Origin of the sequence: Salmonella sp. 32082101201600294FB01SM01 (assembly GCF_017572865.1) — a bacterium.
GTDB classification, from domain to species: Bacteria; Pseudomonadota; Gammaproteobacteria; order Enterobacterales; family Enterobacteriaceae; genus Salmonella; species Salmonella enterica.
This window is the reverse complement of record NZ_JAGESB010000001.1, coordinates 1074030-1095056: the sequence shown is the minus strand read 5'-3', so window position 1 is coordinate 1095056 and position 21027 is coordinate 1074030. Positions and strand designations below refer to the sequence as shown.

Genomic DNA, 21027 nt, shown 5'->3' with positions numbered 1-21027 from the left:
AAATTTACCTTCCTAATGATAACACCATCGATTAATCTTCTGATGAAACTATATGTACTGCGATAGTGATCAAGTGCCAAAGATTTTGCAACAGGCAACTGAAGGAAAGCATTATGAATTTGCTCAATCTCAAGAATACGCTGCAAACATCTTTAGTAATCAGGCTAACTTTTTTATTTTTATTAATAACAATAATTATTTGGCTGCTATCTGTGCTTATTGCAGCTTATATATCAATGGTTCAGAAACGGCAGCATATAATAGAGGACTTATCTGTTCTATCCGAGATGAATATTGTACTAAGAAATCAACGATTTGAAGAGGCTGAGCGTGACGCTAAAAACTTAATGTATCAATGCTCATTAGCGACTGAGATTCATCATAACGATATTTTCCCTGAGGTGAGCCGGCATCTTTCTGTCGGTCCTTCAAATTGCACGCCGACGCTAAACGGAGAGAAGCACCGTATCTTTCTGCAGTCCTCTGATATCGATGAAAAAAGCTTTCGTCGCGATAGTTTTATTCTTAACCATAAAAATGAGATTTCGTTATTATCTACTGATAACCCTTCAGATTATTCAACTCTACAGCCTTTAACGCGAAAAAGCTTTCCTTTATACCCAACCCATGCCGGGTTTTACTGGAGTGAACCAGAATACATAAACGGCAAAGGATGGCACGCTTCCGTTGCGGTTGCCGATCAGCAAGGCGTATTTTTTGGGGTGACGGTTAAACTTCCTGATCTCATTACTAAGAGCCACCTGCCATTAGATGATAGTATTCGAGTATGGCTGGATCAAAACAACCACTTATTGCCGTTTTCATACATCCCGCAAAAAATACGTACACAGTTAGAAAATGTAACGCTGCATGATGGATGGCAGCAAACTCCCGGATTTCTGATATTACGCACAACCTTGCATGGCCCCGGATGGAGTCTGGTTACGCTGTACCCATACGGTAATCTACATAATCGCATCTTAAAAATTATCCTTCAACAAATCCCCTTTACATTAACAGCATTGGTGTTGATGACGTCGGCTTTTTGTTGGTTACTACATCGCTCACTGGCCAAACCGTTATGGCGTTTTGTCGATGTCATTAATAAAACCGCAACTGCACCGCTGAGCACACGTTTACCAGCACAACGACTGGATGAATTAGATAGTATTGCCGGTGCTTTTAACCAACTGCTTGATACTCTACAAGTCCAATACGACAATCTGGAAAACAAAGTCGCAGAGCGCACCCAGGCGCTAAATGAAGCAAAAAAACGCGCTGAGCAAGCTAACAAACGTAAAAGCATTCATCTTACGGTAATAAGTCATGAGTTACGTACTCCGATGAATGGCGTACTCGGTGCGATTGAATTATTACAAACCACCCCTTTAAACATAGAGCAGCAAGGATTAGCTGATACCGCCAGGAATTGTACACTGTCTTTGTTAGCTATTATTAATAATCTGCTGGATTTTTCACGCATCGAGTCTGGTCATTTCACATTACATATGGAAGAAACAGCGTTACTGCCGTTACTGGACCAGGCAATGCAAACCATCCAGGGGCCGGCGCAAAGCAAAAAACTGTCATTACGTACTTTTGTCGGTCAACATGTCCCTCTCTATTTTCATACCGACAGTATCCGTTTACGGCAAATTTTGGTTAATTTACTCGGGAACGCGGTAAAATTTACCGAAACCGGAGGGATACGTCTGACGGTCAAGCGTCATGAGGAACAATTAATATTTCTGGTTAGCGATAGCGGTAAAGGGATTGAAATACAGCAGCAGTCTCAAATCTTTACTGCTTTTTATCAAGCAGACACAAATTCGCAAGGTACAGGAATTGGACTGACTATTGCGTCAAGCCTGGCTAAAATGATGGGCGGTAATCTGACACTAAAAAGTGTCCCTGGGGTTGGAACCTGTGTCTCGCTAGTATTACCCTTACAAGAATACCAGCCGCCTCAACTAATTAAAGGGACACTGTCAGCGCCGTTCTGCCTGCATCGCCAACTGGCTTGCTGGGGAATACGCGGCGAGCCACCCCACCAGCAAAATGCGCTTCTCAACGCAGAGCTTTTGTATTTCCCCGGAAAACTTTACGACCTGGCGCAACAGTTAATATTGTGTACACCAAATATACCAGTAATAAATAATTTGTTACCACCCTGGCAGTTGCAGATTCTTTTGGTTGATGATGCCGATATTAATCGGGATATCATCGGCAAAATGCTTGTCAGCCTGGGCCAACACGTCACTATTGCCGCCAGTAGTAACGAGGCTCTGACTTTATCACAACAGCAGCGATTCGATTTAGTACTGATTGACATTAGAATGCCAGAAATAGATGGTATTGAATGTGTACAATTATGGCACGATGAGCCGAATAATTTAGATCCTGACTGCATGTTTGTGGCGCTATCCGCTAGCGTAGCGACAGAAGATATTCATCGTTGTAAAAAAAATGGGATTCATCATTACATTACCAAACCAGTGACGTTGGCTACCTTAGCTCGCTATATCAGTATTGCCGCAGAATATCAACTTTTGCGAAATATAGAGCTACAGGAGCAGGATCCGAGTCGCTGCTCAGCGCTACTGGCGACAGATGATATGGTCATTAATAGCAAGATTTTCCAATCACTGGACCTCTTGCTGGCTGATATTGAAAATGCCGTATCGGCTGGAAAAAAAATCGATCAGTTAATTCACACATTAAAAGGCTGTTTAGGTCAAATAGGGCAGACTGAATTGGTATGCTATGTCATAGACATTGAGAATCGCGTAAAAATGGGGAAAATCATCGCGCTGGAGGAACTAACCGACTTACGCCAGAAAATACGTATAATCTTCAAAAACTACACCATTACTTAATATTATCTTAATTTTCGCGAGGGCAGCAAAATGAAAGAATATAAGATCTTATTAGTAGACGATCATGAAATCATCATTAACGGCATTATGAATGCCTTACTACCCTGGCCTCATTTTAAAATTGTAGAACATGTTAAAAATGGTCTTGAGGTTTATAATGCCTGTTGCGCATACGAGCCTGACATACTTATCCTTGATCTTAGCTTACCTGGCATCAATGGCCTGGATATCATTCCCCAATTACATCAGCGTTGGCCAGCAATGAATATTCTGGTTTACACAGCATACCAACAAGAGTATATGACCATTAAAACTTTAGCCGCAGGTGCTAATGGCTATGTTTTAAAAAGCAGTAGTCAGCAAGTTCTGTTAGCGGCATTGCAAACAGTAGCAGTAAACAAGCGTTACATTGACCCGACGTTGAATCGGGAAGCTATCCTGGCTGAATTAAACGCTGACACGACCAATCATCAACTGCTTACTTTGCGCGAGCGTCAGGTTCTTAAACTTATTGACGAGGGGTATACCAATCATGGGATCAGCGAAAAGCTACATATCAGTATAAAAACCGTCGAAACACATCGGATGAATATGATGAGAAAGCTACAGGTTCATAAAGTGACAGAGTTACTTAACTGCGCCCGAAGAATGAGGTTAATAGAGTATTAACCAGGGGCATCCGATGGTATTAAGCATTGGTCATATTTTGATGAGCCTTACGCCACGCAGTATTGCTCATCATCGACAAAATCCATACGGATGCCCTGGTATGCCGCACCATTTATCACTACCTTAGTCTTCATTTAATCATGATATAGTAGAATCCCCTTATTTAACGGGCTTTACCATGTCGTATTCTATCGGCGAATTTGCCAGACTATGCGGTATCAATGCCGCCACGCTAAGGGCATGGCAGCGACGCTATGGTTTATTGAAACCGCAGCGTACTGATGGCGGGCATCGCTTATACAGCGATGACGATATTCGACAAGCGCTTAGCATCCTCGACTGGGTGAGAAAAGGCGTACCGATAAGCCAGGTCAAACCCTTACTATCGCGTCCGGTCATTCGCCTGGGCGATAACTGGATAACGATTCAGGAGACGATGCTTCAACATCTCCACGAAGGGCGAATTGACGCGCTGCGGCAGTTGATTTATGACTGTGGCCGGGAATATCCTCGCGCAGAACTGGTGACCCATTTATTGCGTCCGTTGCGCAGCAAAGTGTCCGCGCATCTTCCCGCCGTGATGACGCTGCGCGAAATACTGGATGGCATCATTATTGCCTACACCTCTTTTTGCCTTGAAGGCGACAGAAAAGCGCCTGGCAACAATGCCTTTATTAGCGGATGGCATCTCTCGGATCACTGTGAAATCTGGCTGGAAGCGTTGACTCGTACCGGACAAGAGCTGCGGCTCAATGTGCTTCCCTCTCCACCAGCCATGCTGGCGCCCGAGCTGTTCGCCCAGAGAAAATGGTTCCTGGTGACCACCGGAAAGCTCACTACCGGGCAGAAAAAACAGCTTGCCCAGTGGCGCAACGTGGTCGCTTCGCTGGAGGTTATCACACTATAAGCGCTGAAATAGATTTCTTCCCCTCATTCTATCTTATTGATATTTAACTACGTCAAAAAAATTCCCGCGAAAACTTAGACAAAAAAACAAAGTTGTGTAAGTTTTAAATCAGCGTGAGATAACATTTTGCGCCATTGGCGTCAGTCGTCGTACTTTCAATAAGGGGCAATCATGAATAACAAACCCGTAGTCGGCATTAGCGGATGTCTGACTGGCGCCGCGGTACGCTTTGATGGCGGACATAAGCGTATGGATTTTGTCATGAACTCTCTGGCACCGTGGGTGGACTACAAACCGATCTGCCCGGAGGTGGCGATCGGCCTGCCCGTGCCTCGCCCTGCGCTGCGTCTTATCCAGACGACCTGTGGCGACATTCGGATGCGTTATAGCCATGCCCCGCACGATGACGTTACCGAGCGAATGAATGCCTTTACCGATCGGTTTCTGCCAACAATAGGCGAACTGGCGGGGTTTATTGTGTGTGCAAAATCGCCCAGTTGCGGAATGGAGCGCGTTCGCCTGTATGATGAAAAGGGTAACAGGGGCCGCAAAGCTGGCACGGGGCTGTTTACCGCCGCGATGATGGACAAATATCCCTGGCTGCCGATAGAGGAAGATGGTCGCCTGCACGATCCGGTACTACGCGAGAATTTCATCGCACGTATCTTCGCGCTACATGAATTAAATGCGCTACGCGCGCAGGGCTTGAGTCGTCATAGTTTGCTCGCGTTTCATAGCCGATACAAACTTCAGCTTCTCGCCCACCACCAGGCCGGCTACCGCGAAATTGGCCCTTTCGTCGCGCGTCTGCATGAGTGGGACGATCTGGATGCCTTCTTTGTCCGATACAGAGAAAAACTGATGGCTATCCTGCGCCATCCCGCTTCACGTAAAAATCACACCAATGTGCTGATGCATATCCAGGGCTATTTTCACCGTGCGTTGAACAGCAGGCAACGCGCGGAATTACGCGAGGTGATTCTCGGCTACCGGGCGGGCCGACTACCTATCCTGGCACCGTTAACGCTGCTGAAGCACTATCTGGCGGAACATCCGGATGACTATCTACGCAGCCAGAATTATTTTGAGCCGTACCCTGATACATTAGGGCTGCGCTTAGCCATCAACTGATAACCCTGCGCATCGCTAACGGCGGGCAACCTGCCCGCCATGGTGACAATAGCGACAATTCAAAGGCGATTTCGTTATTGCCAACAGACTGTTTCCACCCTGATAGCGGCTATGACCGCGCCAGAGCGTTAATCACGGTTTCCATAGCCTGTTTTTCTAACGCGCTACGTTGGATGCGTTGATTCGCCAGCGCGGTTCTTAGCACGCCCGCAATAACAATATATTTAGGCTCCTGCCCCAAATCGCGCATTTCAAGCACGACCTTGCCCACCACCCGGCACATCTCGCGGTACAGCTCGTCATCTTTTGTCGGTTTTGTCATACGTTTTACTCGTCGCCAGATCAAACCAACAGAATATAACAGTCTTCTCTATTAAACAAAATTTGATGCAAATCAAAGAAATAACGCAGTTTATTATTCATGGTTCATACGTTGTTCGTATTCTAGTCTCTGGCGAGGCCATTTTTTCGAAACGCCTAATCAGTTCCGCCAGGCTACCGGCCTGCATTTTTTCCATGACTCTGGCGCGGTGCACCTCTACGGTACGCACCGCGATATTCATCGCTTCCGCAATTTCACGGTTCATAAATCCTTTTGCCACCAGGCTGGCCAGCTCACGCTCTTTCGGCGTCAACTGCTGGTAACAAAGTATAATCTCACGGCGCGCCACCGCTGCCGATGAAACCGTCAGCGCACGCTCCAGCGCCGCCTGTAGCGGTTTTACCGATACCGGTTTTTGCAGAAAATCGACGGCACCGCGTTTCATCTGCTCCACGGCCATCGGTACATCGCCATGCCCGGTAAGAAAAACAACCGCCAGGGTACTTCCGCACTGGCGCAACGCATCATGAACGCCCTGCCCATCCAGTACCGGCATTCGCATATCCAGTAATACGACCCCGGCCTGATACAGACTGGCCTGCGCCAAAAAATCCGCCCCCTGCGTCCAGCATTTTACGTCATATCCCAGACTTTCCAGTAAAAACGCGCACGCGTTAGTGACCGCCGTATCATCATCCAGTAGATGAATTGTCGCCATCCCTGCCCCCATGTTCATGTAAGAAATGTATCGTGACCACCGTTCCCGACAGACCGTCCGGCGCGGTCTGGTTCCTGATGCTGATATCGCCCCGCCCATACCGCACCAGCCGCTGGCAAATCGCCAGCCCTAAGCCCATCCCCTCTTTGCGGGTGGTCATAAACGGCTGAAACGCCTGACGTAATAGCGCCTCGTCGATTCCCCCGGCGTTATCCTGTAAAACGATACTGATGCCGTTTTCAGTACGTTCAGCAACGACCCATAAATGGGTGGCGCCCGCCTGAGCCGCATTAAGAATGATATTCGCCAGCACCTGTTCCAGCAGCACTGACGGCAGCGTTACACGCAGCGCAGCGCTAACCTCGGTATGCAGAGTCACTGTCGGAAACTGTTGCGCCATACGCAACAATTGCCAGACATGATCAATCGCCTCGCGAATGGCTATGGCCTTCCACGCTTCGGTTAGCACCGGGTTGCCCTGCGCCTGGCTGACCCAGTGACGCAGGTTACGCAGAGTATCCGCACCGCGTTGCGCCTGCTGGTCAATCTGCTCCAGCGCCGGCAGCAAGGGATGCTGTTCATCTGCAACGCGCAGTCGAATCAGGCACCCCTGGGCATAATGTCGAATCGCGGAAAGCGGCTGATTAAGCTCATGGGCAAACCCGGAGGTCATTTCACCCAACACGCTCATTTGCCGGGCGGTTTCCAGCGCCCGCTCATGCTGATGAAGGACTACGCTATTACGTTCCAGTTGCTTTCCACGTCGACGCACCAGCAGCATGACCCAAATATAATTGAGCGTGAGCAACAGGAACGCCAGAATCACGCCGCCAACCATTAGCTGATGCTGGATTAACCAACTTTTGACATCCAGCCACAGTCGACGCTGCTGAGGGTGCTGACGAACATCGCGCAGCAACGCTTCCACCTGACTGGTCGACGCAGGCGCGCCCCAGTGAAATGGCGCGGCGGCGGGCGCGTTGAATAGCGCTCGCGTTACGCGATCCGCCAACGCATCGCTTACCGCAGGTAGCGCCGCGAACGACCAGTCAGGATATAACGGCGTACTGGTTAAGCAAGGTAGGGGCGTCGGTCGGGAAAGCAGCGCGATAAAGTCCTTTTTATTAATCAAGCCTTCCTGATCCATATTTTCTAACAGGCACACTGGCACAATTGCCGCCTGCACCGCTTTTTCGCGCAGCATATAGACTAAGGCATCGCCAGGGAATCCGGTAAAACGGAGATGAAAGTCGCGCTCCGGGCGTAAGCCCGCGTCGCTGAGCGCTTTATAGCCTAATAAATAGCCGCCAAACGCCTGAGCATCAATCGCGCCGACTGTCTTACCGATGAGATCATGCGCCGTGGTGATGCCGCTATCGCGCCGGGTCAAAATCACGCTGCCAATAACATTACTCACCGCTTTCCCATCGCGCGTGGAGCGCAGGGAAGCTAACCAGCGCAGCGGCGCATGGCTGTTCAGTTGGACAAATTGAGCCGGGTTGGTTATCACAAACTGCACGGTTCCCTGGTTAACGGCCTCCTGCATTTGATGCAGATCCAGCGGCTGGATGTGAAAGGTTTCGCCTGGAAGCTGTTGGCTTAATGTCTTTGCCAACGGTTGCCAGTGGCTACGCGTAGACGCCTCGCCGCGCATGGCCAAAATACCGATATTCCACGTCCCTGCCCACGCGCCATGACAAAGTAGCCCTACTGCCGCCAACACCGCCAGGCACCTTACGGTTTTACCTCTCACCCCAATATCCCTGTCAATTATGTTGTTTTAGATCAACAACAAGCCGGGTATGTGGTTAACCACAATAGAGTGCACCCCGTCTCGATTTTTACACTGTAAATCATCAACATTTTTTATTCATTACACATGAACCAACATCGTGACAAATGTTTCATTGTTGGCAATGTGGACGGGAGTCAATATGGACAGCAGTAAACGGCTATTTCTCCAGCAACTCGGCGCCCTGACCGCTGGCGCCTCGCTGGTTCCGCTGGCTGAAGCGAAATTTCCTTTTTCGCCGGAGCGGCATGAAGGCTCTCCCCGACACCGTTACGCCATGCTTATCGACCTGCGGCGTTGTATCGGCTGTCAGTCCTGTACCGTAAGTTGCACTATTGAAAACCAAACGCCGCAGGGCGCATTTCGTACGATGGTGAACCAATACCAGGTCCAGCGTGAAGGTAGTCAGGAAGTCACGAATGTGCTATTGCCGCGTCTGTGCAACCATTGCGATAACCCCCCCTGTGTGCCGGTCTGCCCGGTACAAGCCACCTTTCAGCGGGAAGACGGCATTGTGGTGGTGGATAACAAACGCTGCGTCGGCTGCGCCTATTGTGTCCAGGCGTGTCCTTACGACGCCCGATTTATCAATCATGAAACGCAAACTGCCGATAAATGCACGTTTTGCGTCCATCGTCTGGAAGCCGGACTGTTACCCGCTTGCGTAGAGTCCTGCGTCGGCGGCGCGCGTATTATTGGCGATATCAAAGATCCCCATAGCCGCATCGCCACCATGCTTCATCAACATCGCGACGCTATCAAGGTATTAAAGCCGGAAAACGGCACGTCGCCCCATGTTTTCTACCTGGGTCTGGACGACGCCTTTGTCACCCCATTAATGGGCCGTGCGCAGCCCGCGCTTTGGCAGGAGGTCTGAATGACGCATTCACTCATCATTGAAGAAGTGCTGGCTCACCCGCAGGACATTAGCTGGCTGCCGTGGGCGGTACAATATTTCTTTTTTATTGGCATTGCCGCCTGCGCCGCACTGTTTGCCTGTTATCTTCACTGGCGGAAAAAAGACGCCGCAACAGAAGAAAATCGGGCATTACTGATTGCCATTACCTGTGCGATTACCGCACCGCTGGCGCTGACGGCGGATCTGCACCAGACCGCCCGCGTCTGGCATTTCTATGCCTGGCCGACGCCCTGGTCGTGGATGCCCTGGGGAGCGTTGTTCCTGCCGCTGTTTACCGGATTTCTCGCTCTGTGGTTCCTGGCGCAGCAAATAAAACGATTATTCAATAAAAGTTACAACGTCACTAAATGGTTGGCGTTAGCCAGCGCGCTTTGCGCGGTGGGCCTGTTGATTTATACCGGCCGCGAAGTCTCAGTTGTGCTGGCGCGCCCAATCTGGTTTAGCTACGCCTTCCCCGTGGCGATGTTTCTTAGCGCCTTACAGGCGTTCTTCGCGCTGATGATTGTCGCCGCCCGACGCGACTCGGTAAGGCTGCCAAAAATACTGTGGGGACAACTCTGGACGCTGGCGGCGCTGGGGCTGGTTGTGGCCATGTGGGTCAGCGGCGATACGCTTTCCGGCACGGCAATCCGTCAGTGGATTACCGTCGCCCTGTCAGCCAAATATTACGCTGTCGGCTGGCTAGCGCTGTGGGTATTCACACTGCTGTTCTGTAGCCTGGCGCTACGTCATCCGTTATCGGAGCTAAGACGCGTCCTGCTGGTTCTGAGCGCGCTGGCGCTATGTTGGCTGATGCGCTGGACATTGTTGATTCAGGTACAAACCGTACCCAAGTTCAACGCGCAATTTAACCCTTACTCGTTACCAGGCGGAACGGATGGCTGGCTGGCTATTCTCGGCACCTTCGGCCTGTGGATAGCGCTACTGATTATTATTCGTGAAACGCTGAACGGACTCACCAGGAGATTACAACATGGCTAATTTAACCCGTCGTCAGTGGCTAAAAGTCGGTCTCGCCGTCGGTGGGATGGTCACTTTTGGTCTGAGCTACCGTGATGTGGCGAAACGCGCAATTGATGGCCTGTTAAACGGGACGTCCGGCAAGGTAACGCGCGACCGCATCTTTGGCAATGCGTTAATTCCGGAGGCGCAGGCGCAAACGCACTGGCAGCAAAATCCACAACAAACCATCGCCATGACGCAATGCTTCGGCTGTTGGACACAGTGCGGTATCCGCGCCCGGGTTAATGCCGATGGCAAAGTGATACGCATCGCCGGCAATCCCTATCACCCCTTGTCGCAGGAACACCCGATTGACTCGTCCGTCCCTTTTAGCGAAGCCATGGAGCAACTGGCGGGAGAAAGCGGTCTTGACGCCCGCTCAACCGCCTGCGCGCGCGGCGCCACGCTGCTGGAAAGCCTGTACAGTCCGCTGCGACTGCTTGAACCGATGAAACGCGTGGGTAAACGCGGCGAAGGGAAATGGCAGCGCATCAGCTTTGAGCAGCTTATTGAAGAAGTCGTGGAAGGCGGCGATCTGTTTGGCGAGGGTCATGTGGACGGACTGCGCGCGATTCATGCGCCGGATACGCCAATTGACGCAAAGCACCCCAGTTTCGGGCCCAAAACCAATCAGTTACTGGTCACGAATACCAGCGACGAAGGCCGCGATGCGTTTCTGCGTCGTTTTGCGCTAAATAGCTTCGGCAGCAAAAATTTCGGCGCGCATGGCGCCTACTGTGGACTGGCTTACCGGGCCGGCTCCGGGGCGCTGATGGGCGATCTGGATAAAAACCCGCATGTCAAACCCGACTGGGAAAACGTGGAGTTTGCGCTCTTTATGGGCACCTCCCCGGCACAGTCCGGCAATCCGTTTAAACGCCAGGCGCGTCAGTTGGCGAGCGCCCGGCTGCGTGAGAATTTTCAATACGTCGTGGTCGCCCCCGCCCTGCCCTTATCAACGGTGCTCGCCGATCCTCGCGGTCGCTGGCAACCGGTCATGCCCGGCAGCGATTCGGCGCTGGCAATGGGGATGATCCGCTGGATCATGGATAATCAACGTTATAATGCTGATTATCTGGCGATTCCCGGCGTACAGGCGATGCAGCAGGCCGGCGAGCAAAGTTGGACCAACGCCACGCACCTGGTCATTGCGGATGAACTGCCGACGCTTGCCGGACAACACCTGACGCTACGCCATCTTACGCCCGATGGCGAAGAGACCCCCGTCGTACTTAATACCGACGGCGAGTTGGTCGATGCCTCCACTTGCCGACAGGCACGGCTTTTCGTGACGCAGTACGTTACGCTCGCCGACGGCCAACGGGTCACGGTGAAGAGCGGGTTGCAACGCCTGAAAGAGGCGGCAGAAAAGCTCTCGTTGGCGCAATACAGCGAACAGTGCGGCGTGCCGGAAGCGCAAATTATCGCGCTGGCGGAAACCTTTACCGGTCACGGACGTAAAGCCGCGGTCATCAGTCACGGCGGCATGATGGCCGGCAATGGGTTTTATAACGCCTGGTCGGTCATGATGCTTAACGCGCTGATCGGCAACCTCAGCTTGTCCGGCGGCGTCTTTGTCGGCGGCGGCAAATTCAACGGCGTTAGCGACGGCCCCCGCTACAACATGAACAGTTTTGCCGGAAAAGTGAAACCGTCCGGATTAAGTATTGCCCGTAGCAAAACCGCTTATGAAGCATCGGAAGAATACCGCGACAAAATTGCCGGCGGGCAATCCCCTTATCCAGCCAAAGCGCCGTGGTATCCCTTTGTGGCAGGCCAGCTTACCGAACTGTTGACCTCCGCGCTCGAAGGCTATCCTTATCCGCTTAAAGCCTGGATTTCCAATATGAGCAACCCGTTTTACGGTGTTCCCGGTCTACGCGCCGTGGCGGAAGAAAAGCTAAAAGACCCTCGCCGACTGCCGCTCTTTATCGCGATTGACGCCTTTATGAATGAAACGACGGCGCTGGCGGATTACATTGTGCCGGATACGCACAATTTTGAGAGCTGGGGCTTTACGGCGCCCTGGGGCGGCGTAGCCAGTAAAGCCACTACCGCCCGCTGGCCGGTTGTCGCCCCCGCCACTCACCGAACGGCGGACGGGCAACCTGTCTCAATGGAAGCCTTTTGTATTGCGGTAGCAAAACGGCTCCATCTGCCCGGCTTCGGCGACCGGGCGATAACCGATCCGCAGGGCAATGCTTTTCCACTGAACCGGGCGGAAGACTTCTATCTGCGCGTAGCCGCTAATATCGCCTTTATGGGCAAGACGCCGGTCGCGCCGGCAAATCAGGAAGATATTACACTTACCGGCGTCAGCCGCATTCTGCCAGCAATTCAGCACACGCTTAAAGCTGATGAGGTCGGTCGCGTGGCGTTTATCTACTCGCGTGGCGGCCGGTTTGCGCCCGAGGATAGCGGCTATACGGAGCAACGGTTAGGTAACGCGTGGAAAAAACCCTTACAGATCTGGAATGCAGATGTCGCCGCCCACCGTCACGCCATCACCGGGGAGCGTTTCAGCGGTTGCCCGGTCTGGTATCCGGCGCGTTTGTCAGATGGTCGTGCGATTGACGACCAGTTTCCCATTGGGCAATGGCCGCTGAAACTGATTTCATTTAAATCAAATACCATGTCCAGCTCAACAGCCGTCATCCCGCGCTTACACCATGTGAAGCCAGCAAACCTGGTGGCGCTGAATCCGCAAGACGGCGAGCGTTATGGGCTGCAACATGGCGATCGGGTACGGATCATTACGCCGGGCGGTCAGGTCGTGGCGCAAATCAGTTTGTTAAATGGCGTGATGCCAGGCGTCATCGCCATCGAACACGGATATGGTCACCGCGAGATGGGCGCAACGCAGCACTCTCTGGATGGCGTGCCTATGCCGTATGATCCACAAATCAGGGCAGGCATAAATCTTAACGATCTGGGCTTTGCCGATCCGACAAGAACCATTACCAACACCTGGCTCGACTGGGTTTCTGGCGCGGCGGTACGTCAGGGGCTACCGGCAAAAATCGAGCGTATATAACCCCAGGGCCGGAGAGCGATATCGTCTTATTTCGTCGAGGGTAGCGACTGATAAGCGAACGCTGTCCGGCTGCATATACTCACTGAATCGTGCAAGCCCAACTATTTTACGTTCACCCCGTCATATTACATAGAAAATATATGACAACACTCACAAAACTATTTTTCCCTTCTGTAAGCAATTAATATTTAACACATTGGCTGCGCTTCTGATTATTGACATTCATTTGGGGTTACTTCCGGTTGACCGCATAATCTGTGATTGAATTCACCGCATGACAACATTGCCATAAATACAATTCAACTCACTACCCGGAGGCAATATGTTTAAAGAAGAAAGACGTCATGCCATCATTAATTTACTGATAAAGGATAATAGTGTTAGCGTCAGTAAACTTTCAGACCTTTATAAGGTTAGCCAGGAGACTATTCGTTCCGATCTACGCTATTTCCAGAAATCAGGTATGCTTCAGCGTTGCTATGGCGGAGGGATTTTAAACCGTGACGCGCTGAGTAAGCTTATCACTGAAAATAAGATTGATATCTCCAGCACTATCGCCACGCCAATCCATCAGGATGCAAAACTGCGCCGGGAAAACACAAAAAAAGCAGGCAAGGTGTGTGTTTTAGGCTCATTCAATATTGATGTTTCAGCAACCGTGCCGTGGTTTCCACAAAGCGGAGAATCCATTCTGGCCAGTCAATTTGGATTCTATCCTGGCGGTAAAGGAGCCAACCAGGCTTTAGCGGCAAACAATGCCGGCGCTGCGGCGCATTTTATTTTTAAAGTGGGCAAAGATCAGTTCAGCGCATTTGCTATGAATCATATTATTCAATCAGGCATCACCTCATACAGCGCGTATCAAACAGATAAAGCGCCCACCGGTAGCGCATTGATCTATGTCTCCGCCGTGGATGGCGATAATATTATCGCCATCTACCCTGGCGCCAATATGATGCTCACCACGCAAGAGATTAACGAGCAACACCGTTATATCGCCGAGTCTGACGTTATGCTAATGCAGCTCGAAACGAACATTGAAGCGTTGACTGAATTTATTCGCCTGGGAAAACAAGAAAATAAAATGATCATGCTGAATCCTGCCCCCTATACGAAACAGGTGACGCATTTATTATCTGATATTGACATCATCACGCCGAATGAAACTGAAGCCTCTTTTTTATCCGGCGTAACCATTACTGATATTAATGATGCGAAAAAAGCCGGAAATATTATTCTGCAATCCGGGGTGAAAAAAGTCATCATTACCCTTGGCGCCCGTGGTTCTCTGCTCTGTGAGCACGCCCGCACGTTGTATATTCCTGCGTGGAGCGCCGTGGTAAAAGATGCCGCCGGGGCCGGTGACGCTTTTAATGGCGCCTTAGCCGCCGCGCTGGCGCGACAAGCAGACATGGTCGCAGCCATTCAATATGCCTCCGCTTTCGCTTCTCTGGCGGTGGAACAAGTCGGTGCGTCGAGTATGCCTCAGCACTTGCAGGTTTTACATCGAATGCGTACCCAATCTAATAAAGTCATTAACATTAATTAACAGGTGACATAATGAAAATTTTATTTATTGGCGAATCCTGGCACATTCATATGATTCACTCTAAAGGTTTTGATAGCTTTACATCGAGCAAATATGAAGAAGGCGCAGACTATTTATTATCCTGCTTACGCCAGGGTAATATCGATGTGGACTACATGCCTGCCCATATTGTGCAAACTCGTTTTCCACAAACCGCCGAAGCATTAGCCTGCTATGATGCGATCGTCATCAGTGATATCGGTAGCAATACGTTCCTGCTACAAAACAGAACGTTTTATAATATGGATATTATTCCTGATGCATTACAACTTATCGCGGATTATGTTGCTGAGGGCGGCGGTCTGTTGATGATCGGCGGGTATTTATCCTTTACGGGAATAGAAGCAAAAGCCAATTATAAAAATACGGTTCTGGCGGAGGTATTGCCGGTTGATATGCTGGATGTAGATGACCGCGTAGAACTACCGCAAGGATGTAAAGCAGTAAATACTGCGGTAGAGCATGTTATTACCCAGCCATTTAGCGAATGGCCGCCGCTATTGGGCTATAACAAGCTTATCGCCAAAGAAAATAGTCAGGTCCTTGCTGAAATTAATGGCGATCCACTGTTAGTTATGGGTACTTACCATAAAGGGAAAGTATGTTGCTTTGCCAGTGATTGTTCACCGCACTGGGGAAGCCCGCAGTTTCTGCAATGGGAACAGTACGCCACCTTCTGGTGTAATGTTTTACACACAATAAAAAAATAATATTACCCAGGCGAATATAAATTTCGCCTGCCCTGCCACACACTGAGTCATTAAGAATATGAATGATACTTATCTCTATGGCGAAATGTTTTCTGAAAACATATTGACAAGCTATCGGATTTATGGAGACAGAAAATCATTACTCACGCCGCTCATTATCCTTCACGGCGGCCCTTCTGGCGGCTTTGATTATTTATTAAATTATCGCCATCTGGCTGATGACGGGCGCATGGTAATATTTTACGATCAATATGGCTGCGGTCGTTCAACGCATTTTCCTCATGCCGACGCGTCTTTCTGGACTATTGCGCGTTATCTCCGTCAATTAACCCAATTAATTAATCACCTGGGTATTGGACACGGGTATTCGATACTGGGACATTCCTGGGGCGGAATGCTTGCCGCAGAGCACGCCTGCTTACAGCCTGCCGGGCTTCGCGGGACGATACTGGCCAGTTCGCCGGCCAGTATCGCCCTGTGGCAACAGGAAGGCATACGGCTCTTTAACGCTCTGACGCCAATGTCCGATGACGATATCAAAAACGTCATTATGCCCGCCGTCATTTATCAAAACCCACCGGAACAGCTGGTCGCTTATTATGCCAGGCACGTTTATACCCTCGCGGAAGAAGCCGTTCATGTTCAGCGATCTAATGCGCAGTTCGCCGCCGACCCTACGGGTTATCACATTTTATGGGGAACCAATGAACTGGCGGCAAATGGCAAACTTGCCGACTGGGATATTACGCCCCATTTGTGCCAGATACGCTGTCCTGTTCTGGTATTACGCGGCGAAAACGATCAGGCAACCGAGCGCGTCGTCTCTCCGCTGCTCTCTCACATTTCAGACTGCCGCGCGGTCACTATTCCCGGCAGCAGCCATAACCCACATGAAGAAAATATCGCGCCCTGCCTCGCAGCGGTAAGCGCGTTTTTACGCGATCTGGCATAAAAAGCCATTAAGGTATTTATCATGAAAAAAGTCAAAAAATTGTCTCTTACCGATTTAGTGCTTTATGGTCTGGTGTTTATGGTGCCTATCGCGCCAGTCTCTCTTTATGGCGTCGTTTATAATCTTTCGCACGGTATGGTTGCGCTGGTTTATATTATTGGCGCGATCGCGATGTTTTTTACCGCGTACAGCTACTCTACCTTATCGCAACATATCTCCTCGTCGGGTTCGGCCTATGCGTATGCTGGCGTATGCATTAATCCCGCCGTAGGGTTTCTGACCGGATGGATATTACTGTTGGATTATCTTTTGTTCCCTACGCTCGTGGCAGTGCTGGGCGGCGTCGCGGTCCACGCTATTTTACCGCAAATCCCGGTCTGGGTCTGGCCGTTGATTTATGTGGCTATTGGCACCGGAGTCAACTATCTCGGGATACAGCAAACGGCGAAATTTGATAAGTTACTGGTCTTCATTCAACTCGGTATTCTGGCGATTTTCGTTCTGCTCATTGTCCGTCTGTTGATGCTGGACAGTAGTCAGATAACGCTTTCCTTCCGGCCTTTTTTCGATTCACAGTGGTTCACCCCAGGGCTCATCGCGACGGCGATTTCGGTGGCTGCGCTGAACTTTCTCGGCTTTGACGCTATCAGTACATTAAGTGAAGAAAGCGAAGGCGGGGGACGCGCCGTCAGTAAAGCAACGCTGTTGGCGTTAGTTTTGGCGACGGTACTGTTTATTATCGTTGTGGCGTTTGCGGCGTTCGCCACCGGTAATGTCGACCGCTTCGCGGAAGGTAATGCGACGAATGAAGCATTTTTCACCATTGCCGGCAACGTTGGCGGTATCTGGCTCAAAGTGGCGTTTTCCATCATTGTGGCGTTTGTGTGCGCCGTCGGCAACATTATTACCGCGCAAACGGCGGTGTCCAGAGTGCTATTTTCAATGGGGCGCGACCGAATGTTGCCCGCCTTCCTCGCTCACGTCCATACCACGCGTAAAACGCCGGATTATGCCATTCTGTTTACCGGCGGCGTCACCCTACTGCTCAGCTACCTGTTTTCCGGCAAGATTGAATCTATCTCCACGCTGGTGAACTTTGGCGCGCTTTTCGCTTTTTTTGTCGTGAACCTGTGTGTGTTTATCCTGTTCAATTTCCGGATGAAAGCCCAGCGGCGCATTTTCGCCCATGTCATTTCGCCGATCATGGGGATGATCGTCATCGGCTACGTCTGTTTAAACATGAACATTCACGCTCTGATACTCGGAATTAGCTGGGCGGCGATCGGGATAGCGATTCTGTGCTATCGAAAAGCACACAACCAAAACATCGCCATCGACCTGGAAGGCAAAAAGTTGCTCGATTGACATTATGCGCAACAACACCCACTGTTGCGCAACGCCGCCCCTGTTCGGGCGGCGTCATCGCCAGCGACATCGTAAACAGCGTAATAACAAACCGTTGTGGATCTGCACAGATGTCTTTTGAAACAGGGTTTTCATTTTCCTTTTTTGTAAATTTCAGCGTATAATGCGCGCCAATTGTCTCTTGAATGGTTTCAGCGCATTGGACTGTAAAACTCAACGACTAAAATTATCCCCTTCCCGTTGGGCTGAAACGCGAGCACACATTCCTCTGCACGCTCTTTCGATGTCACCTATCCTTAGAGCGAGGCATCATCACTTTAGCAACACAGGCTTAGCTTCCGGGCCGTGCGCGCCCGAAGCCAGATTTCCATATCCTCCTCAACTTAAAGACTAAGACTGTCATGAAAAAGACGAAAATTGTTTGTACTATCGGTCCGAAAACCGAATCCGAAGAGATGTTAAGCAAAATGCTGGACGCGGGCATGAACGTGATGCGTCTGAACTTCTCTCATGGCGATTATGCAGAACACGGTCAGCGTATCCAGAACTTGCGCAACGTGATGAGCAAAACTGGTAAAAAAGCCGCTATTCTGCTTGATACTAAAGGACCAGAAATCCGCACCATTAAACTGGAAGGCGGTAACGACGTTTCGCTGAAAGCGGGTCAAACCTTCACTTTTACCACCGACAAATCCGTGGTCGGTAATAATGAAATCGTTGCCGTCACCTATGAAGGCTTCACCAGCGACCTGAGCGTTGGCAACACCGTCCTGGTTGACGATGGTCTGATCGGTATGGAAGTGACCGCCATCGAAGGCAATAAAGTAATTTGTAAGGTGCTGAACAACGGCGATCTGGGCGAGAACAAAGGCGTTAACCTGCCGGGCGTTTCTATTGCTCTGCCGGCGCTGGCTGAAAAAGACAAACAGGACCTGATCTTCGGTTGCGAACAGGGCGTTGACTTTGTTGCGGCGTCCTTTATCCGTAAACGTTCTGACGTTGTCGAAATTCGCGAGCATCTGAAAGCCCACGGCGGCGAAAACATCCAGATTATCTCTAAGATCGAAAACCAGGAAGGCCTGAACAACTTCGATGAAATTCTCGAAGCTTCCGACGGCATCATGGTTGCGCGTGGCGACCTGGGCGTAGAAATCCCGGTTGAAGAAGTGATTTTTGCGCAGAAAATGATGATCGAAAAATGTATCCGCGCACGTAAAGTCGTGATCACCGCGACTCAGATGCTGGATTCTATGATCAAAAACCCGCGTCCGACCCGTGCAGAAGCAGGCGACGTTGCGAACGCCATCCTCGACGGTACGGATGCGGTTATGCTGTCCGGCGAATCCGCAAAAGGGAAATACCCGCTGGAAGCCGTTTCTATCATGGCGACCATCTGCGAACGTACCGACCGTGTCATGAACAGCCGTCTGGACTACAACAACGACAGCCGTAAACTGCGCATTACGGAAGCGGTATGCCGCGGTGCGGTAGAAACCGCCGAAAAACTGGAAGCGCCGCTGATCGTGGTAGCGACCCAGGGCGGTAAATCCGCTCGCGCCGTGCGTAAATACTTCCCGGACGCCACCATCCTGGCATTGACCACCAATGAAGTGACCGCCCGTCAGTTAGTACTGAGCAAAGGCGTGGTATCGCAGCTGGTGAAAGAAATCAATTCTACTGATGATTTCTACCGTCTGGGCAAAGATGTCGCCCTGCAAAGCGGCCTCGCCCAGAAAGGCGACGTCGTAGTGATGGTCTCCGGCGCGCTGGTTCCAAGCGGCACCACTAACACCGCCTCTGTTCACGTACTGTAATAATTGTTGTGTGAATTAATTTGTTTAAAAAAGCGCCCTTCCGGCGCTTTTTTTATTTAATCGATAGCCACTATTAATAAAAAAATCAAATCGGATTTTACTATCTAATTGCGGATTATCTAAGAAGAATCCGATGGAAGCCCCCTGTTTTCTTTCGGTTTTTTAGGGACTTTCATGCATTTCGATGCTTCTTTGAGCGAACGATCAAAAATAAGTGCATTCCCATCAAAAAAATATTCTCAACATAAAAAAGTTTGTGTAATACTTGTAACGCTACATGGAGATTAACTCAATCTAGAGGGTATTAATAATGAATCGTACTAAACTGGTACTGGGCGCGGTAATCCTGGGTTCTACTCTGCTGGCTGGTTGCTCCAGCAACGCTAAAATCGATCAGCTGTCTTCTGACGTTCAGACTCTGAACGCTAAAGTTGACCAGCTGAGCAACGACGTGAACGCAATGCGTTCCGACGTTCAGGCTGCTAAAGACGACGCAGCTCGCGCTAACCAGCGTCTGGACAACCAGGCTACTAAATACCGTAAGTAATAGTACCTGCGTAATAAAAATGGCGCACGATGTGCGCCATTTTTTTTACATATATAACCACACAAAATATAAGGTTATTATTATGAACCGTACTAACAGGCTGATCTTAGGTGCAGTAGTTCTGGGTTCCACGTTACTGGCAGGTTGTGCCAGCAACGCTAAAATCGATCAGTTGTCTTCCGATGTACAGACGCTAAGCGCTAAAGTTGAGCAACTGAGTAATGACGTAAATGCAATGCGTTCCGACGTTCAGGCTGCTAAAGACGACGCGGCTCGCGCTAACCAGCGTCTGGACAACAAAGTAGTATCCCACGTCCGTAAGTAATTTGACGCACGATATAAAATGGCGCACATCGTGCGCCATTTCTTTATACATATAACCACTCATAATATAAGGATATTATTATGAACCGTACTAACAGGCTGATCTTAGGTGCAGTAGTTCTGGGTTCCACGTTACTGGCAGGTTGTTCAAGCAACGCTAAAATCGATCAGTTGTCTTCCGATGTACAGACGCTGAGCGCTAAAGTTGAGCAACTGAGTAATGACGTAAATGCAATGCGTTCCGACGTTCAGGCTGCTAAAGACGATGCTGCTCGCGCGAACCAGCGTCTGGACAACAAAGTATTCCGCATCTGTAAATAATTTGACGCACAATATAAAATGGCGCACATCGTGCGC

The 21027-nt window shown here is 50.2% G+C and carries 18 protein-coding genes; 15 read left to right on the top strand and 3 right to left on the bottom strand.

The annotated features are described in order from the left end of the window. The first annotated feature begins 113 nt into the window (after positions 1 to 113). The 4 genes from J4645_RS05280 to mlrB all read left to right on the top strand — a co-directional run bounded on the left by J4645_RS05280 (position 114) and on the right by mlrB (position 5583). The gene (locus tag J4645_RS05280) at positions 114 to 2876 is read left to right on the top strand and encodes a two component system sensor kinase (RefSeq protein ID WP_208208943.1); all 2763 of its coding nucleotides are present in this window, start codon (positions 114 to 116) and stop codon (positions 2874 to 2876) included. A gap of 30 nt (positions 2877 to 2906) precedes the next feature. Then, positions 2907 to 3545: a two component system response regulator gene (locus J4645_RS05275; protein ID WP_000666335.1), complete on the top strand. Its 639-nt coding sequence runs from the start codon at positions 2907 to 2909 to the stop codon at positions 3543 to 3545. A gap of 178 nt (positions 3546 to 3723) precedes the next feature. After that, a complete protein-coding gene (locus tag J4645_RS05270; protein ID WP_000122319.1) occupies positions 3724 to 4452 on the top strand; it encodes a MerR family transcriptional regulator in 729 nt (242 codons plus the stop codon). 171 nt (positions 4453 to 4623) lie between these two features. Further along, the gene (gene mlrB, locus J4645_RS05265) at positions 4624 to 5583 is read left to right on the top strand and encodes a transcriptional regulator MlrB (RefSeq protein ID WP_001060725.1); all 960 of its coding nucleotides are present in this window, start codon (positions 4624 to 4626) and stop codon (positions 5581 to 5583) included. Between the two features lie 109 nt (positions 5584 to 5692). Here mlrB and fumD read toward each other — a convergent pair whose 3' ends face one another. The 3 genes from fumD to ttrS all read right to left on the bottom strand — a co-directional run bounded on the left by fumD (position 5693) and on the right by ttrS (position 8376). After that, positions 5693 to 5905, bottom strand: a complete 213-nt coding sequence (fumD, locus tag J4645_RS05260) for a fumarate hydratase FumD (RefSeq protein ID WP_000165779.1) — start codon at positions 5903 to 5905, stop codon at positions 5693 to 5695. A 97-nt stretch (positions 5906 to 6002) separates the two neighbouring features. Then, positions 6003 to 6623, bottom strand: a complete 621-nt coding sequence (gene ttrR, locus J4645_RS05255) for a tetrathionate respiration response regulator TtrR (RefSeq protein ID WP_000190927.1) — start codon at positions 6621 to 6623, stop codon at positions 6003 to 6005. Continuing rightward, positions 6598 to 8376 carry a tetrathionate respiration histidine kinase TtrS gene (ttrS, locus tag J4645_RS05250; protein WP_077911087.1) on the bottom strand — a complete coding sequence of 593 codons (1779 nt, stop codon included), beginning with the start codon at positions 8374 to 8376 and terminating at the stop codon, positions 6598 to 6600. The genes ttrR and ttrS overlap by 26 nt, the downstream gene beginning before the upstream one ends. Before the next feature lie 181 nt (positions 8377 to 8557). On the opposite strand from ttrS, the gene ttrB reads away from it, so the two are divergent. The 11 genes from ttrB to J4645_RS05195 all read left to right on the top strand — a co-directional run bounded on the left by ttrB (position 8558) and on the right by J4645_RS05195 (position 20991). Continuing rightward, positions 8558 to 9292 carry a tetrathionate reductase subunit TtrB gene (ttrB, locus tag J4645_RS05245; protein WP_023214673.1) on the top strand — a complete coding sequence of 245 codons (735 nt, stop codon included), beginning with the start codon at positions 8558 to 8560 and terminating at the stop codon, positions 9290 to 9292. Continuing rightward, complete coding sequence (gene ttrC, locus J4645_RS05240; protein ID WP_000149764.1) at positions 9293 to 10315, top strand: tetrathionate reductase subunit TtrC; 1023 nt, start codon at positions 9293 to 9295, stop codon at positions 10313 to 10315. Continuing rightward, on the top strand, positions 10308 to 13370 hold the full coding sequence (ttrA, locus tag J4645_RS05235) for a tetrathionate reductase subunit TtrA (protein WP_000002369.1): 3063 nt from the start codon (positions 10308 to 10310) through the stop codon (positions 13368 to 13370). The genes ttrC and ttrA overlap by 8 nt, the downstream gene beginning before the upstream one ends. A 322-nt stretch (positions 13371 to 13692) precedes the next feature. Beyond that, a complete protein-coding gene (locus J4645_RS05230) occupies positions 13693 to 14919 on the top strand; it encodes a PfkB family carbohydrate kinase (protein WP_000471823.1) in 1227 nt (408 codons plus the stop codon). An 11-nt stretch (positions 14920 to 14930) separates the two neighbouring features. Next, a complete protein-coding gene (locus J4645_RS05225) occupies positions 14931 to 15668 on the top strand; it encodes a glutamine amidotransferase (protein WP_000697189.1) in 738 nt (245 codons plus the stop codon). A 58-nt stretch (positions 15669 to 15726) separates the two neighbouring features. After that, the gene (locus J4645_RS05220; protein WP_001000504.1) at positions 15727 to 16620 is read left to right on the top strand and encodes a proline iminopeptidase-family hydrolase; all 894 of its coding nucleotides are present in this window, start codon (positions 15727 to 15729) and stop codon (positions 16618 to 16620) included. A gap of 21 nt (positions 16621 to 16641) precedes the next feature. Further along, complete coding sequence (locus J4645_RS05215) at positions 16642 to 17985, top strand: APC family permease (RefSeq protein WP_000756083.1); 1344 nt, start codon at positions 16642 to 16644, stop codon at positions 17983 to 17985. Positions 17986 to 18386: 401 nt separating this feature from the next. Next, positions 18387 to 19799: a pyruvate kinase PykF gene (pykF, locus tag J4645_RS05210; protein WP_000751447.1), complete on the top strand. Its 1413-nt coding sequence runs from the start codon at positions 18387 to 18389 to the stop codon at positions 19797 to 19799. Between the two features lie 310 nt (positions 19800 to 20109). Next, complete coding sequence (gene lpp, locus J4645_RS05205) at positions 20110 to 20346, top strand: murein lipoprotein Lpp (RefSeq protein WP_001082307.1); 237 nt, start codon at positions 20110 to 20112, stop codon at positions 20344 to 20346. A gap of 82 nt (positions 20347 to 20428) precedes the next feature. Then, complete coding sequence (locus J4645_RS05200) at positions 20429 to 20671, top strand: major outer membrane lipoprotein (RefSeq protein WP_001527893.1); 243 nt, start codon at positions 20429 to 20431, stop codon at positions 20669 to 20671. Between the two features lie 80 nt (positions 20672 to 20751). Then, positions 20752 to 20991, top strand: coding sequence for a major outer membrane lipoprotein (locus J4645_RS05195; RefSeq protein ID WP_023136894.1), 240 nt, complete (start codon positions 20752 to 20754; stop codon positions 20989 to 20991). Positions 20992 to 21027 lie beyond the last annotated feature (36 nt).

What these genes read in the sequence shown, in the direction of transcription:
- pykF (WP_000751447.1), top strand. Translation starts at nt 18,387, where the DNA reads ATGAAAAAGACGAAAATTGTTTGTACTATCGGTCCGAAAACCGAATCC.
- mlrB (WP_001060725.1), top strand. Translation starts at nt 4,624, where the DNA reads ATGAATAACAAACCCGTAGTCGGCATTAGCGGATGTCTGACTGGCGCC.
- J4645_RS05220 (WP_001000504.1), top strand. Translation starts at nt 15,727, where the DNA reads ATGAATGATACTTATCTCTATGGCGAAATGTTTTCTGAAAACATATTG.
- ttrA (WP_000002369.1), top strand. Translation starts at nt 10,308, where the DNA reads ATGGCTAATTTAACCCGTCGTCAGTGGCTAAAAGTCGGTCTCGCCGTC.
- J4645_RS05195 (WP_023136894.1), top strand. Translation starts at nt 20,752, where the DNA reads ATGAACCGTACTAACAGGCTGATCTTAGGTGCAGTAGTTCTGGGTTCC.
- lpp (WP_001082307.1), top strand. Translation starts at nt 20,110, where the DNA reads ATGAATCGTACTAAACTGGTACTGGGCGCGGTAATCCTGGGTTCTACT.
- J4645_RS05280 (WP_208208943.1), top strand. Translation starts at nt 114, where the DNA reads ATGAATTTGCTCAATCTCAAGAATACGCTGCAAACATCTTTAGTAATC.
- ttrB (WP_023214673.1), top strand. Translation starts at nt 8,558, where the DNA reads ATGGACAGCAGTAAACGGCTATTTCTCCAGCAACTCGGCGCCCTGACC.
- ttrR (WP_000190927.1), bottom strand. Translation starts at nt 6,623, where the DNA reads ATGGCGACAATTCATCTACTGGATGATGATACGGCGGTCACTAACGCG.
- J4645_RS05215 (WP_000756083.1), top strand. Translation starts at nt 16,642, where the DNA reads ATGAAAAAAGTCAAAAAATTGTCTCTTACCGATTTAGTGCTTTATGGT.
- J4645_RS05200 (WP_001527893.1), top strand. Translation starts at nt 20,429, where the DNA reads ATGAACCGTACTAACAGGCTGATCTTAGGTGCAGTAGTTCTGGGTTCC.
- J4645_RS05230 (WP_000471823.1), top strand. Translation starts at nt 13,693, where the DNA reads ATGTTTAAAGAAGAAAGACGTCATGCCATCATTAATTTACTGATAAAG.
- J4645_RS05275 (WP_000666335.1), top strand. Translation starts at nt 2,907, where the DNA reads ATGAAAGAATATAAGATCTTATTAGTAGACGATCATGAAATCATCATT.
- ttrC (WP_000149764.1), top strand. Translation starts at nt 9,293, where the DNA reads ATGACGCATTCACTCATCATTGAAGAAGTGCTGGCTCACCCGCAGGAC.
- J4645_RS05270 (WP_000122319.1), top strand. Translation starts at nt 3,724, where the DNA reads ATGTCGTATTCTATCGGCGAATTTGCCAGACTATGCGGTATCAATGCC.
- fumD (WP_000165779.1), bottom strand. Translation starts at nt 5,905, where the DNA reads ATGACAAAACCGACAAAAGATGACGAGCTGTACCGCGAGATGTGCCGG.
- J4645_RS05225 (WP_000697189.1), top strand. Translation starts at nt 14,931, where the DNA reads ATGAAAATTTTATTTATTGGCGAATCCTGGCACATTCATATGATTCAC.